This window comes from Actinoplanes sp. NBC_00393, from assembly GCF_036053395.1.
Taxonomy (GTDB): Bacteria; Actinomycetota; Actinomycetes; order Mycobacteriales; family Micromonosporaceae; genus Actinoplanes.
In genome coordinates this window covers 1,506,620-1,521,762 of the sequence record NZ_CP107942.1, presented here as the reverse complement: position 1 = coordinate 1,521,762, position 15,143 = coordinate 1,506,620, and the positions used below count along the sequence as shown (strand labels likewise).

At 69.6% G+C, this 15,143-nt stretch carries 10 protein-coding genes and 1 pseudogene; 5 read left to right on the top strand and 6 right to left on the bottom strand.

The annotated features are described in order from the left end of the window. The first annotated feature begins 9 nt into the window (after positions 1-9). A complete protein-coding gene (locus OHA21_RS06910) occupies positions 10-1,569 on the top strand; it encodes a GMC family oxidoreductase (protein ID WP_328471319.1) in 1,560 nt (519 codons plus the stop codon). On the opposite strand, the gene OHA21_RS06905 is transcribed toward OHA21_RS06910, so the two are convergent. Further along, positions 1,555-2,598, bottom strand: coding sequence for a cytochrome d ubiquinol oxidase subunit II (locus tag OHA21_RS06905; RefSeq protein ID WP_328471317.1), 1,044 nt, complete (start codon positions 2,596-2,598; stop codon positions 1,555-1,557). The genes OHA21_RS06910 and OHA21_RS06905 overlap by 15 nt on opposite strands. Further along, complete coding sequence (locus OHA21_RS06900) at positions 2,595-3,986, bottom strand: cytochrome ubiquinol oxidase subunit I (protein WP_328471315.1); 1,392 nt, start codon at positions 3,984-3,986, stop codon at positions 2,595-2,597. The genes OHA21_RS06905 and OHA21_RS06900 overlap by 4 nt, the downstream gene beginning before the upstream one ends. 86 nt (positions 3,987-4,072) lie before the next feature. Here OHA21_RS06900 and OHA21_RS06895 point away from each other — a divergent pair, with 86 nt between their 5' ends. The 4 genes and pseudogenes from OHA21_RS06895 to OHA21_RS06880 all read left to right on the top strand — a co-directional run. Beyond that, positions 4,073-5,365 (top strand): NAD(P)/FAD-dependent oxidoreductase, encoded by a 1,293-nt coding sequence (locus OHA21_RS06895; protein ID WP_328471313.1) that lies wholly within the window; start codon positions 4,073-4,075, stop codon positions 5,363-5,365. Between the two features lies 1 nt (position 5,366). Beyond that, positions 5,367-6,764, top strand: coding sequence for a glucose-6-phosphate dehydrogenase (locus tag OHA21_RS06890; RefSeq protein ID WP_328471311.1), 1,398 nt, complete (start codon positions 5,367-5,369; stop codon positions 6,762-6,764). A gap of 22 nt (positions 6,765-6,786) precedes the next feature. Further along, positions 6,787-7,701 (top strand): RNA polymerase subunit sigma-70, encoded by a 915-nt coding sequence (locus tag OHA21_RS06885; RefSeq protein WP_328471309.1) that lies wholly within the window; start codon positions 6,787-6,789, stop codon positions 7,699-7,701. A 2-nt stretch (positions 7,702-7,703) separates the two neighbouring features. Next, a pseudogene (locus tag OHA21_RS06880) lies at positions 7,704-8,111 on the top strand (YybH family protein); the annotation flags it as partial. Here OHA21_RS06880 and OHA21_RS06875 read toward each other — a convergent pair. The 4 genes from OHA21_RS06875 to OHA21_RS06860 all read right to left on the bottom strand — a co-directional run bounded on the left by OHA21_RS06875 (position 8,108) and on the right by OHA21_RS06860 (position 15,142). Then, the gene (locus OHA21_RS06875) at positions 8,108-10,447 is read right to left on the bottom strand and encodes an excinuclease ABC subunit UvrA (RefSeq protein ID WP_328471307.1); all 2,340 of its coding nucleotides are present in this window, start codon (positions 10,445-10,447) and stop codon (positions 8,108-8,110) included. The pseudogene OHA21_RS06880 and the gene OHA21_RS06875 sit on opposite strands and share 4 nt — an antisense overlap. 17 nt (positions 10,448-10,464) lie before the next feature. Continuing rightward, positions 10,465-10,803, bottom strand: a complete 339-nt coding sequence (locus tag OHA21_RS06870) for a VOC family protein (RefSeq protein ID WP_328471305.1) — start codon at positions 10,801-10,803, stop codon at positions 10,465-10,467. A gap of 85 nt (positions 10,804-10,888) precedes the next feature. Next, positions 10,889-12,124 (bottom strand): M50 family metallopeptidase, encoded by a 1,236-nt coding sequence (locus tag OHA21_RS06865; protein ID WP_328471303.1) that lies wholly within the window; start codon positions 12,122-12,124, stop codon positions 10,889-10,891. Between the two features lie 1,785 nt (positions 12,125-13,909). Beyond that, positions 13,910-15,142 carry an MFS transporter gene (locus OHA21_RS06860; RefSeq protein WP_328471301.1) on the bottom strand — a complete coding sequence of 411 codons (1,233 nt, stop codon included), beginning with the start codon at positions 15,140-15,142 and terminating at the stop codon, positions 13,910-13,912. Position 15,143 lies beyond the last annotated feature (1 nt).

Genomic DNA, 15,143 nt, shown 5'->3' with positions numbered 1-15,143 from the left:
GAAGAGCGCATGCACTCCGACGTGATCGTGATCGGGACCGGCGCCGGTGGCGGCACCCTGGCACACCGGCTGGCCGGCACCGGCAAGCGGGTCCTGATCCTGGAACGCGGGGATTACCTGCCCCGGGAACGGGACAACTGGGAATCGACGGCGGTGTTCGTCAAGGGTAAGTACCGGGCGCCGGAATTCTGGCTCGACAAACACGGGCACGAGTTCCCACCCGAAGTGAACTACTACGTCGGCGGGAACACCAAGTTCTACGGGGCGGCGCTGTTCCGGCTGCGCCCGCAGGACTTCGGCGAGATCCGCCACCACGGCGGGGTCTCCCCCGCTTGGCCGATCAGCTACGACGACCTGGAGCCGTACTACTGCGAGGCCGAGCATCTGTACGGGGTGCACGGGTGGCACGGGGAGGATCCGTTCGAGGGGCCGGCGAGCCGGCAGTATCCGTACGCGCCGGTGCAGCACGAACCGCGGATCCAGGAGCTCAGCGACAGCCTGGAGAAGCTCGGCCGGCACCCGTTCCACCTGCCGATCGGGGTGAACTTGACGCAGAACGCGGCCGGGAACGCGACCCATGACAGCGCCTGCATCCGCTGCAACCGGGTGGACGGCTTCCCGTGCCTGCTCAACGCCAAGTCCGACGCCCAGGTGCGGTGCGTCGACCCGGCGCTGGCGCACGACAACGTCACGATGATCACCAATGCGTACGTGGAGCGCCTGGAGAGCTCCAGCCGCGAGGTCACCGCGGTGATCGCTTCAGTGAACGGCGAGACGCAGCGGTTCACCGCCGACATCGTCGTGGTGGCCTGCGGCGCGGTGAACTCGGCGGCCCTGCTGCTGCGATCGGCGAACGACCAGCACCCACGCGGCCTGGCCAACGGCTCGGACACGGTGGGCCGCCACTACATGCGGCACAACAACCTGGCCGTGATGGCGGTGTCCCGCGAGCCCAACCCGACCCGCTTCCAGAAGACCCTCGCGATCCACGACTGGTATCTCGCGTCGGACGAGTGGGAGTTCCCGATGGGCGGCATCCAGATGCTCGGCAAGTCCGACGCCGAGCAGATCCGGGCGAACGCGCCACGGATGGCCGGCAAGGTGTCCCCGGAGATGCCGTTCGAGGTGCTCGCCCATCACGCGGTCGACTTCTGGCTGTGCGGCGAGGACCTGCCCGACCCGGCGAACCGGGTCACGCTGGAGTCCGACGGGCAGATCCGGCTGACGCTGGACGAGAAGAACAACTTCGAGGGCGTCAGGCGGCTGCAGCACCAGCTGCAGAACATGCTCGGCGACCTCGGGATGCACCCGCACCGGCTGCTGGACCACAGCATCTACCTGCACAAGGGGATGCCGATCGGGGCGACCGCGCACCAGGCCGGGACCGTACGGTTCGGCACGGACCCGGCCAGTTCGGCGCTGGACGTCAACTGCAAGGCCCACGAGCTGGACAACCTCTACGTGGTGGACACCAGCTTCTTCCCGAGCATCGGGGCGGTGAACCCGTCGCTGACCGCGATGGCCAACGCCCTGCGGGTCGGCGACCACATCGCGTCACGCCTGAGCTGAGCTTTCCGTGGCGGGGGCCCGCGACGTGGCCGGGTCCTCGCCCAGCTCATCCTGCTGATCCAGCCAGAACAGCAGGATCAGGGCCGGGATCACCAGAATCAGGGCGCCGACGAACCAGATCAACATCCACCGCAGCGTCGCCGCCTCGGCGGCCCCCTGCGAGACAGTCAGCGAGAACGGCAGCAGGTACGGATACTGCGCGACCGCCCACGCCCCGACCAGGGCAGCGATCCCGCCCGCGCTGACCAGCCGGGGCAGCCACGTCCGGGCGCCGGTGGCCAGCCGGAACGAGACAGTCAGCAGGATCAGGCTGAGCAGCAGCAGGATCCAGCTACGCTGCACCACCCGGTCGAACATCTGCTTCTCGTCGAAGTACAGCGAGATCAGCACACCGACGCCGATCGCCAGGCCGGCGATGCCGGCGCCGATGGCCCGGATCCGGAAATAGCCGTACAAGGCGCTGACGCCGTGCCGGAGCGCCTCGGCGTGCAGGTAGACCGCCGAGACATACGCCCCGATGGCCACCACCAGCAACCCGATCAGGATGGCCGTGACGTTGAACCAGCTGGTGACCTCGTTGCCCGCCGCGTCCCCGACCGGGATCCGGCCGGTGAGCACCGCGCCCACCGCGGTGCCCAGCCAGAACGGGGTGAGCACCGAGCCGATCCCGAACACCCAGCCGGCCAGGTGCCGCATCCGGGCCCGGGCCGCGTCCTTGCTCATCGCGAAGCCGGCCGCGCGCAGCACGATGCCCAGCAGCGCGAGCGCGAGCGGGATGTACAGCGTGGACATGATCGACGCGAAGGTGCTGCCGAACGCCGTCCAGCAGACCACCAGCACGTAGATCAGCCAGACGTGATTCGCCTCCCAGACCGGGGTGATCGCGGTGTCGATCAGGGCGCGCGGGCGACGGCCCCGTTCCCGTCCACCGGCGGTCAGATCCCAGAATCCGGCGCCGTAGTCGGCGATGCCGGTGCACGCGTACAGGGTCAGGGCCAGCACCATGATGCCGGCGACAGCGGTGCTCATCGCTCCACCACCTTGGGCCGCGGCCCGTAGACGGCCAGGTCGTCCTCGGTGTGATCGGTGTTGCGCCAGCGCCGGGACATGGCCCGCAGCACGGTGATCGTGCCGATGGCCAGGCACAGGTAGAGCACGGCGATGGCGGTGAAGCTGATCCAGAGGGTGCCGGCGCCGATGTCGGTCACCGCGTCCTCGGTACGCATGATGTTGTAGACGATCCACGGCTGCCGGCCCACCTCGGTGACGATCCAGCCGGCCTCGATGGCGATGTAGGTGAGCACGCCCGCACTGGCCGCGAACCACAGGAAGACCCGGTTGTCCGGCACGTCGCGCTTGCGCCAGTAGGCGATGAAGAACCAGAGCGCCAGCAGGATCAGGACGGTGCCGACGCCGACCATGATGTCGAACGCCCAGTGCACGATCGTCACGTTCGACGGGCGGTTCTCCGGCGGGATCTGGTCCAGGCCGGGGACGTACGTGTCGACGCTGCCACCGGCTAGCCACGAGTTCAGCCCGGGGATCGAGATGCCGCCCTCGACGGTGTTCGTGGCGCTGTCGTACCGGCCGAACAGCACCTCCGCCTGATTGGTGCCGGAGGTGGTGACCGCCTCCATGGCGGCGAACTTGGCCGGCTGGTCCTCGAAGACGGCGACCGCGGTCCGGTCGCCGACGATGAACTGCACCGGGGTGAGCACGGTGGCGACGGTCAGCGGAATCAGGATGCCGAGCCGGTGGTAGCGGTCGCGGCGGCCCTTCAGCCAGCCGACCACGTAGATCGAGGCGACGGTGAACCCGGCGGCCATGTACGCGGCGACGATGAAGTGCGCCAACTCGTACGGAAGCGCCTGGTTGAAAATCGCCTTGATCGGGTCGACGTTGATCACCTGGCCGTTCGCGTCCAGCTCGAACCCGGCCGGCATGTTCATCCAGGCGTTCGCCGAGATGATCGAGAACGCGCCGCCGAAAGCCACGAACGGGATCGGCAGGCCGAGCCAGAAGTGGGTCCACGGCTTCAGCCGCCGCCACCCGTAGATGTAGACGGCGACCAGGATCGCCTCCAGGAAGAACAGGATGCCCTCGATCGCGAAGGGCAGGCCGAAGACCTCGCCGAACCGGCCGGTGAGACCGGGCCAGAGCAGGCCCATCTCGAACGACAGCACGGTTCCGGAGGCGGCGCCCACCGCGAAGGTGAGGCCGGCCGCGTGCGACCAGCGCCGGGCCAGCATCAGCGACACCGGGTCGTTGCGCTTGAGGCCCTTGTAGTTGGCGATCAGCATCAGCGTCGGCAACGCGATCCCGAACGGCACGAAGATGATGTGGAACATCAGGGTCAGCGCCATCTGCTCCCGTGCCGGCAACAGCTGGGCGGGAGCGGCGAGCAGGTCCGGATTCACCGCTCCACGATGGGTCAGCGCCGCGTTTGCGCACCTCATCCATCCGGGGTGAAGCCCCTCGGGTATGACCGTCCGACCATGTCGGGATGACCGAGACGAAACGAGTCGTCATCGTCGGCGCGGGGTTCGCCGGGGTGGCCTGTGCACGGCGGCTGGCCGCCGAGCCGCGCGCCCGGGTGACGATCGTCGACCGCAACGGATACCACCAGTTCCAGCCGCTGCTCTACCAGATCGCCACGGCCGAGCTGGCGCCCCGCGACATCCGGTTCGAGCTGGACGAGATGTTCGCACGGCACAGCAACGTGGAGACGCATACCGGTGAGGTGGTCTCGCTCGACCCGCACGCGCCGTCGGTGACCCTGGCCGACGGCAGCACCCTGCCTGCCGACGTGCTGGTGCTCGGCGCCGGCGCGCAGCCCAACTTCTTCCACACACCCGGCGCCGACCAGCACACCCTGCCGCTGTACAGCCTCGACGACGCCGAGCGGGTCCGCGGCCGGATCCTGGAGCTGTTCCGCGACGCCGCGGCCAAGCCGGAGCTGATCGACGAGGGCGCGCTCACCTTCGTGGTGGTCGGTGGTGGCCCGACCGGGGTGGAGACCGCGGGTGCGCTGGCCGAGATCGTGCACGACGTGATGCCGCACGTCTACCCGCACCTGGCCATCGCCGGCGCGAAGGTGATCCTGGTCGACCTCGGGCACACCGTGCTCACCGCGTTCTCCGAGGACGCGCACGGCTATGCGGTCAAGCAGCTGAAACGACGCGGCGTCGAGCTGCGCCTCGGTGTCTCGGTCAAGGAGGTCACCCCGGACGGTGTCACGCTCAGCGACGGCACCGGCATCCCGACCCGACTGGTGGTCTGGGGCGGCGGCCAGATGGCCGCACCCCTCGCCTTCCGGTCCGGCCTGCCACAGGGGCGCGGCGGCCGGATCGACGTACGCCCGGACCTCACCGTCTCCGGCTTCCCCCGGGTGTACGCGCTCGGCGACGTCGCGAACATCCCGGCCGGCGACGGTGACACCCTGCCCCAGCTGGGCAGTGTCGCCCAGCAGGCCGGCGACTGGGCGGCCGGCAACATCATCGCCGACCTCGAGGGCGAGGCCCGGCAGCCGTTCCACTACCGGGACAAGGGGATCATGGCGATGATCGGCCGCAAGGCCGCGGTCGCCGAGATCGGCCCGCACCGGCACGAGCTCAAGGGCCGGTTCGCCTTCGCCGCCTGGCTCGGTGTGCACGCCCAGTTACTGGCGAACGCCGGCGCCGAGATGCGCGCGTTCGTCTCCTGGCTCGACGACTTCTACGTACGGCCCGCGCACCGCTCGGCCGAACTTCTGGATCCCGCCACGATCGATCAGCCACGCATCCGAAAGGGCGACTGAGATGGCAACGAACACACGGGGTGACGTCTTTGTCATCTTCGGCATCACCGGCGACCTGGCCAAGGTGATGACCTTCCGCTCGCTGTACCGCCTGGAGCTGCGCGGACTGCTGGACTGCCCGATCATCGGGGTGGCCGTGAACGAGTGGTCGCACGCCGACCTCGTCACCCACGCCCGCGCGGCGATCGAGGGCACCGGCGAGAAGATCGAGGACGAGGCGTTCGAGCGGCTGACCAGCCGGATGAGCTACGTCAGCGGCGACTTCGGTGACGCCGCCACCTACCGCCGGGTCGGCGAGGCGATCGGGGACGCCACGGCGCCGGTGTTCTACCTGGAGATCCCGCCGTTCCTGTTCGGCCGCGTCACCGCGGGATTAGCCGAAGCCGGACTAATTCGTGGCGGACGAGTTGTGGTGGAAAAACCGTTCGGCCACGACACTTCATCGGCGATCGCACTGGCCGCCGAGATCCACCAGCACGTGCCCGAGGAGCAGCTGTTCCGGATCGACCACTTCCTCGGCAAGATGGGCCTCGAGGAGCTGGTCTACTTCCGGTTCGCCAACACGCTGCTCGAGCCGATCTGGAACCGCAACTACGTCGAGTCCGTCGAGATCACCATGGCGGAGAGCTTCGGCGTCGAGGATCGCGGCCACTTCTACGACCCGGTCGGCGCGGTCCGCGACGTGGTGGTCAACCACCTGATGCAGGTCGTCGCCGCGGGCGCGATGGAATCTCCCGCCGGCGCCGACCCGGACACTCTCAAGAACGCCCAACTGGCGCTCTGGAAGGCCATCCCGGCGGCGGACCCGGCACACTACGTGCGCGGCCAGTACGACGGCTACCGCAGCATTCCCGGGGTCGCGGCCGACTCGCAGACGGAGACGTACGCGGCGATCCGCCTGGACATCGACAACTGGCGCTGGTCCGGGGTGCCGTTCTTCATCCGCACCGGCAAGCGGCTGCCGGTCACCCAGACCGAGTTCCGGCTGGTCTTCAAACGCCCGCCCAAGCTCGGCCTGCGGATGCCGGGCCTGTCGCACCGGCCCGAGCCGGACGAGCTGGTGGTCAAACTGGACCCGTCGACCGGGCTGCGACTGCGACTGCAGGCCCACCGGTCGGATGCGGAGGGACCCGAGCCGGTCACCCTGGACATGGAGTTCGCCCAGGAGGGCGGCGAGGGGCCGACGCCGTACGAGGTGCTGCTGCACGCCGCGCTGCTCGGCAACAGCACGCGCTTCCAGCGTCAGGACGGGGTCGAGGAGACGTGGCGGATCATGCAGCCCCTCATCGACAACCCGCCGCCGGTCGAGTCGTACGCTCCCGGCAGCTGGGGCCCGCCCGGCGCCGACCGGCTCGTCTCCGGCCACGGCGGCTGGCACGGCCCCTGGGTCGCCTCATGACCGTTTGTGCCAGGATGGGCCGGTGGATGCCGACGCGTTCGCCGGCCTGATCTCTCCGCTGCGTGCCGAGCTGCACGCGCACTGCTACCGGATGCTCGGCTCGGTCCACGACGCCGACGACGCGCTGCAGGAGACGTTGGTCCGGGCGTGGCGGGCGATCGACCGCCTCGACGACCCGGCGAACGTCCGGCCGTGGCTGTTCCGGATCGCCACCAACCGCTGCCTCACGCTGCTGACCGGCCGGGCCCGCCGGGAACTGCCGGTCGACGCCTCGGCCGATCCGGTCTGGCTGGAGCCGTACCCGTCTCCCGAGACGCAGACCGTGGCCCGGGAGAGCATCGAACTGTCCTTCGTCGTGGCGGTGCAGCAGCTCTCCGCTCTGCAGCGGGCCGTGCTGCTGCTGCGTGACGTGCTCGGGTTCAGTGCCCGCGAGGTGGCCGACCAGCTGGACACCAGTGTGGCCGCGGTGAACAGCACCATGCAGCGGGCCCGCAAGGCGCTGCCCGCGGTCACCCCGCAGGAGACTCTGCCCGAGGCGACGGTCCGCGAGGTGGCGAGGCGTTACGCGGCCGCCTGGGAGGCCGGCGATGTCGACGGCATCGTCGGCATGCTCACCGAGGACGCGCGGTACTCGATGCCGCCGCTGCCCGCCTGGTACGCCGGACGCCCCGCGATCCGCGCCTGGCTGCTGGAGCCCGGTGGCCCACTCGACAGCCGCTGGCGGTTCCTGCCGGCTGCGGCGAACGGGCAGCTGGCGTTCGGCACCTACCGCTGGGATACGGCGCGGAGCGCGTACGTCCCCTGCGGTCTTGATCTGTTGCGGTTGCGACCGGACGGCATCGCCGAGGTGGTCTCGTTCCTCGACGCCGACTTCAGCATTTTCGGATTGCCGATGGATTTGGCGTCCCTGCCGGGTTGTACCGGTGAAAGGAGCTGACCATGGACAACGAGAAGACCATCATCGCGCTGATCGAACGCTGGGTGGCCGCCATCCGGAACCGTGACCTGGACGGGGTGCTCGCCGACCACACCGGCGACATCGTGATGTTCGACGTGCCGCCGCCGCAGGACGGCGCCCGCGGCATCGACGCCTACCGGGAGACGTGGCCGCCGTTCTTCGAGTGGATCGAGAGCGGGAGCATCTTCGAGCTGGTCGAGACCCGGGTCGTCGCGGGCGCCGACGTCGCGTACGCCCATCTGTTGTTGCGTTGCGGATCCCCGGCGGACCTGGCCCGCCGGCCGGACCACCGCCTGCGCATCACCCTGGGGCTGCGCCGCGAGGCCGGCCGGTGGCAGATCGCGCACGAACACCACTCGTTCCCGCTGGATCCCCAGCCTGACTCTCAGCCGATGTAGTCGGCCAGGTGCTGCCCGGTCAGCGTGGACCGGGCAGCCACCAGGTCGGCCGGCGTGCCCTCGAACACGACCTTGCCGCCGTCGTGACCGGCGCCCGGGCCCAGGTCGATGATCCAGTCGGCGTGCGCCATCACGGCCTGGTGGTGCTCGATGACCAGCACCGACTTGCCGGCGTCGACCAGCCGGTCGAGCAGGCCGAGCAGCTGTTCGACGTCGGCCAGGTGCAGACCGGTGGTGGGCTCGTCGAGGATGTAGATGCCGCCCTTCTCGCCCATGTGGGTGGCCAGCTTGAGCCGCTGCCGCTCACCGCCGGACAGGGTGGTCAGCGGCTGGCCCAGGCTGAGGTAGCCGAGGCCGACGTCCACCAGCCGCTTCAGGATGGTGTGCGCGGCCGGGATCCGGGCGTCGCCGGCGGCGAAGAACTGCTCCGCCTCGGCCATCGACATGCCGAGGACCTCGCTGATGTCCTTGCCGCCGAGGTGGTAGTCGAGCACCGACGCCTCGAACCGCTTGCCCTCACACACCTCGCACGGCGTGGCCACGGTATCCATGATGCCCAGGTCGGTGTAGATGACGCCGTTGCCGTTGCAGGTCGGGCAGGCGCCCTCGGAGTTGGCGCTGAACAGGGCCGGCTTCACCCCGTTCGCCTTGGCGAAGGCCTTACGGATCGGTTCGAGCAGCCCGGTGTACGTGGCCGGGTTGCTGCGCCGCGAACCCTTGATGGCGCCCTGGTCGATCGCCACCACACCCTCGCGCCCGGCCACCGAGCCGTGGATCAGCGAGCTCTTGCCGGACCCGGCCACCCCGGTGATCACCGTCAGCACGCCCAGCGGGATGTCCACGTCGACGTTCTGCAGGTTGTGGGTGTCGGCGCCGCGCACCGGGAGTTTGCCGGTGGCCTGGCGGACGTCCTTCTTCAGCGAGGCCCGGTCGTCGAGGTGCCGGCCGGTGAGGGTGCCGCTGGCCCGCAGCCCGTCCAGGGTGCCCTCGAAACAGATCGTGCCGCCGTTGCTGCCGGCGCCCGGCCCGAGGTCCACGACATGGTCGGCGATCGCGATCGCCTCCGGCTTGTGCTCCACCACGAGCACTGTGTTGCCCTTGTCGCGCAGGCGCAGGAGCAGCTCGTTCATCCGCTGGATGTCGTGCGGGTGCAGCCCGATGGTGGGCTCGTCGAAGACGTAGGTGACGTCGGTGAGCGCCGACCCGAGGTGGCGGATCATCTTGGTGCGCTGGGCCTCACCACCGGACAGGGTGCCGGCCGGCCGTTCCAGCGACAGGTAGCCGAGGCCGATCTCGACGAACGAGTCGAGGGTGTGCGCCAGCTTCGCGATCAGCGGGGCTGCGGACGGCTCGTCGAGTCCGCGTACCCATTCCGCCAGGTCGCTGATCTGCATGGCGCAGGCGTCCGCGATGTTGATGCCCTTGATCTTCGACGACCGGGCGTGCTCGGCCAGCCGGGAGCCGCCGCAGTCGGGGCAGGCGGTGAAGGTGATGACCCGCTCGACGAACGCGCGGATGTGCGGCTGCATCGCGTCGACGTCCTTGGACAGCATCGACTTCTGGATCGACGGGATCAGACCGGAATAGGTCAGGTTGATCCCGTCGACCTTGATCTTCGTCGGCTCCTTGTAGAGCAGATCGTGCAGTTCCTTCTTGGTGAACTTGCTGATCGGCTTGTCCGGGTCGAAGTAGCCGCAGCCCCGGAAGATCCGCCCGAACCAGCCCTCCATGCTGTAGCCCGGAATGGTCAGGGCGCCCTCGTTCAGCGATTTCGTGTCGTCGTACAGCTCGGTGAGGTCGAAATCGGTGACCGAGCCGCGGCCCTCACAGCGCGGGCACATGCCGCCGGTGATGCTGAACGAGCGCCGCTCCTTGGTGACCACACCGGCCTTCTCGATCTTCACCGCGCCGGCGCCGGAGATCGAGGCGACGTTGAACGAGAAGGCCTGCGGCGACCCGATGTACGGCTGCCCGAGCCGGCTGAACAGGATCCGCAGCATCGCGTTGGCGTCGGTGACCGTGCCGACCGTGGACCGCGGGTTCGACCCCATCCGCTCCTGGTCGACGAGGATCGCCGTGGTCAGGCCCTCGAGCACGTCCACGTCCGGCCGCGCCATGGTCGGCATGAAGCCCTGCACGAACGTGCTGTAGGTCTCGTTGATCAGCCGCTGCGACTCGGCGGCGATGGTGCCGAAGACCAGCGAGCTCTTGCCCGATCCGGAGACCCCGGTGAAGACCGTCAACTGGTGTTTCGGGATCTCGACGCTGACGTCCTTGAGATTGTTCACCCGGGCGCCGTGCACGCGGATAAGGCGTTGCTCGCTCATGTGCGTCCCCCTGTCGCTCAGCTGTCCTGGATCAACCCGAGGACGTTGCCGTCCGGGTCGGCGAACGTGGCCACCGTGCGGCCGGGCCCGACCTGGTGCGGGGCCTCCTTCACGGTGGCGCCGGCGTTCGTGACCTCGGCCAGCTTCGCCTCGATGTCCGCAACGTGCCAGTAGGCTACCGGGCCGGTCATGCCCTGCGGGCCCCCGTTCGGGACCAGGCCGATGTGCTGGCCGTCGACGTCGTAGCCGACGTACCACTCGCTGTCGGCCTGCGGTTGGACGCCGAGCAGGGCGGTGTAGACCTCCTTGGCCTTGGTCAGGTCCGCGACCGGGTGCAGCACAGTCTTGATCATCATCTTCTCCTCTTCGCTCTCGAAGGCGCGGTTACGAAAGCCACGCTAGGTGCGTGGCCGAGGCCCGCGCTTCTCGAATCCTGACGAGCTACTGGATGGTGATCGGGTTGACCACGTCGGCGGTGACCGTGAGCAGTGTGAACACGGCCCCGATGATGATCGCCGCGTAGGTCACCGGCATCAGCTTGTAGTAGTCCACCCGCCCCGGATCCGGCCGCCCACGCCGCGCCGCCAGCCACGAGCGGGCCCGCTCGAACCACCAGATCGCGATGTGCCCGCCGTCCAGCGGCAGCAACGGCAGCAGGTTGAAGAAGCCCATGAAGACATTCAGACCGATAAAGATCATCAGTACGGTGGACCAGAGCCCGAGCGACGCGGCTTCCCCGCCGATCAGGCTGGCGCCGACCACGCTGATCGGCGTCTCCGGGTCCCGCTCGTCGCCGGTGATCGACCGCCACAGCGCCGGAACCTTCGCCGGGATGCGTTTCGCCGCCTCCACGGTCTGCCCCGCCAGCCAGCCCGAATAGGTGACCGTCGCCCCGAACGCCGCCACCGGCCCGTACGTCACCTCGCGCGGCGCGCTGACCTGCAGATCCACGCCCAGCGCGGCCACCGTGCCGGCCGCGCCCGCCGGGTCGTCCAGCGGCGCCCGCTGCACCGCGCTCAGATCCGCGACCACCGTGCCCGGCCGCCCGTCCCGCGTGAAGGCGATTTTTGCCGGCCCCGGCAGCGACTGCCGGACCACCCGCACCATCTCGCCGTACGAGCCGATCGCCACCCCGTTCACCGAGGTCAGCACGTCACCGTCGCGCAGCCCGGCCTTCCTCGCCGGCGACACCGGATCCCCCGCCGCACAGGCCCGCGCCGCCTCCGGCGTCACACACTGCCCGACCACGATCGCGGCCGGCTGCGCGTTGAACTGCGCCGGCGTCTGCGGATAAGCCAGATTCGGTACGCCGACGAAGGCCGCCGCGAACCACAACGCGACGATCGCCAGCAGGAACTGCGTCATCGCCCCGGACGCCATCACCACGGTCCGCTTCCACAGCGGGAACCGCCACATCGCCAGATGCCGGTCGGCGGGCTCGACCGGATCATCCGGCACCATGCCGGCGATCTTGCAGAAGCCGCCTACGGGGAGGGCCTTCACCCCGTACTCGGTCCCGCCCCTCCGCCAGGAGAAAACCGTCGGCCCGTAGCCGACGAAGAAACGCTTGACCCGCATCCCGAACCGCTTCGCCGACAGCATGTGCCCGGCCTCGTGCAGGCTGTAGGAAACCAGCACCGCCATCGCAAACGCGATCGTGAACAGGACCCTCGACATCAGCTTCCCTTCGCCGGTGCGGGCCTCCACCCTAAAAGAACGCAGCCCCCCAGGCGGTCTCCCCGGTCACCCTATTTCCCGACACGGAACCCCGGTTTCTCGGCACGCGACCCCGATTTCTCGGTGCGCGACCCCGATTCCTCGGTGCGCGACCCCGATTCCTCGGTGCGCGACCCCGATTCCTCGGTGCGCGACCCCGATTTCTCGGTGCGCGGCCTTCCTCGGCGCCGGCCAACCCACCCGGCTAGCAGCCGCGCACCGCCTCAGGGCCGCATCCGGTGCGCCCACGCCAGCCCACCACGCCGAGCTGGCACCACGCACCCACCAGGACCGCATTCGGTGCGCCCACGACAGCTGATCACGCCCAACTGGCTTCCGCCTGCCGACCGGGCCGCAGCCAGCGCCAGCGGCAGCCGGCCGAATTCGGCTGGCGCCGCACCGAACGGCCGCATTTCGCATTTCCAGCGCCGACGACGGTTCGGGACGCTCAGCCGTCGCCCATGCATCCGAAACGCGCTTATCTGCGTGAGCGGCGGCTCGCAGCGACCGGCCGCCATACAGGCAGGTCCCAAGCCCCGGATTACCTGCGTAAGCGGCGGCCCGCAGCGACCGGCCGCCATACAGGCAGGTCCCAAGCCCCGGATTACCTCCGTAAGCGGCGGCTCGCAGCGACCGGCCGCCATACAGGCAGGTCCCAAGCCCCGGATTACCTCCGTAAGCGGCGGCTCGCAGCGACCGGCCGCCATACAGGCGGGTCCCAGACCTCGGATAACCTGCGTAAGCGGCGGCTCGCAGCGACCGGCCGCCATACAGGCAGGTCCCAAGCCCCGGATTACCTGCGTAAGCGGCGGCTCGCAGCGACCGGCCGCCATACAGGCGGGTTCCAGCCGTCGGGTTACCTGAGCCGGCGGCGGCTCGCGTGCACCCAATGCCACTTAGCTCCCGCGTGCGCCCAATGCCACTTGGCTAAGTTGATCATGATGGTTGAGATGCCGCCGACCGAACACGCCCGGCTCATCAAGATCAAGCGTGCGGATTGTGGATCTCCCCGGCTGGTTCTCACGGCCGTTCACGAGGCCCCGCAACAGCCATGAGAGCCAGCTGGATCTCCGTGGCTGGCTCTCACGGCGGTTCAAGCACTCCGTAAACAGCCACGAGAGCCAGCCGGATCGCCGCAGCTGCCAGCCCGAACTGTTGATCATGAGGCTGGGCGCAAACCCTTGGCCAAGGACGCCCGGCCGCGCATCGGAGCGCAAGATCAACTTAGGCTCATTGGCATCGGAGCACGCTCGGCCGTCGCGCACGCATCCCATTCGGCCGCCATGACGATGCCAGTGACGGCCGGGCTTGGCGAAGCGCTCGGCTGGCGCTTACGCACGCAACCACGGGCCGTTGCAGCGCGGGCAACGGCTGTCAGGCTGGCTGGCTCCGGCGCGACGGAGAGCACAGGCCACCAACGGCGCTTGCCCGGCTGGCTCCGGCGCGGTGAAGCGCGCAGGCCAGCCACTGCGAGGACCGGCTGGCTCCGGCGCGGCCTAGAACGCAGGCTGCCAACTGGGCTGGACCGACTCGGTCGGGTGTGGCGGAGGGCGCAGGCCATGAGCTGCGCCGGAACCGGCCGCGCTGGTGCGCCGGCTTGATGCGGGCCGCGCGTTGGTGGGGTGAGCGTGCGCCCGTGCGATTTCCCGGCGGGCGCGTTGTGGGGCTGGCGTGGCTGGTGGTCGCGTGGCTTGGCGGGACGGCGTCGATTTTGTAATGAGGTGTAGGCGTACCGGGGAAAAACGATCAGACCGGGACGGCCGTGCGGTCCTCGGCCACCGCCTCGGAGCGCGTCTGGATGCGCAGGCTGAGCAGGGCCAGCAGCAGGCCGACGACGGTGAGGGCGACGCCGATCCAGGCTGACGCCATGTAGCCCCAGCCGGCCGCGATGGCCGCGCCGCCGAGCGCGGCGCCGATGCCGTTGGCGATGTTGAGGGAGGACTGGTTCACCGCAGCGCCCATCAGCTGGGTGCCGGGGGCGGCGGCGATCAGCTGGGCCTGGAGGGCGGGGACGATGAAGAGGCTGGCGGCGCCTACCAGGAAGGCGCCGATGAAGAGACCGGCGGGGTTTGCGGCGGTCAGGGCGAAGAAGCCGGCGGAGGCGAGCAGGCCGACGAAGCCCAGGAGGACGCTGCGGCGCAGGTTGCGGTCGGCGGCTACGCCTCCGAAGGCGATTCCTACGGTCATGCCCAGGCCCATCACGGCCATCACCCACGGTACGGTGCCGGCGGACAGACCGGTGACCTCGGTGGTGACGGGGGCTACGTAGCTGTTGACGGTGAAGAAGCCGCTGGTGCCGATGGCTACTACCAGGGCTACCAGCCAGACGTGCGGGGAGCGGAAGGCGCGCAGTTCGGCGCGGGGTGAGCCGCCGGGGGCGGCGGCCACCGCGGGCACGGTGGCGAGCACGGCCAGGAGGGTGGCGGCGAAGACTGCGGCAACCGCGAGGTACGCGATGCGCCAGCCCTGCTGCTGTCCGAGGGCGGTGATGAGGGGTACGCCGAGCAGGTTCGCCGCGGTGAGGCCGCCGATGACGATGGCTACGCCTTTGCCGTGGTTGCCGGGGCCGAGGATGGTGGCGGCGAGGATGCCGGCGGCGCCGAAGTATGCGCCGTGGGCGAGAGCGGCTACGAACCGGCCGGCCAGGACCAGCTCGAAAGTGGGGGCCAGGGCGGAGGCTGTGGTGCCGACGACGAAGAGGGCGAGCAGTCCGAGTACCAGGCGACGGCGAGGGGCCCGGGCGGTGAGTGCGGCGATGGTGGGCGCACCGACCACGACGCCCAGCGCGTAGATGGTGATCATCCAGCCTGCGGTGGCTACGGCGTCCGGGGCGGACCGGGCGTAGGCGTCGGGCAGCAGGTCGCGGGCGATCTCGGGCAGCAGGCCCATGGCGGCGAACTCGGTGAGGCCGAGCCCGAAGCCGCCCAGCGAGAGGGCGAGCAGGGCCGCCCAGCGGCGGCCGGCGGTCAGTGTGTCCACG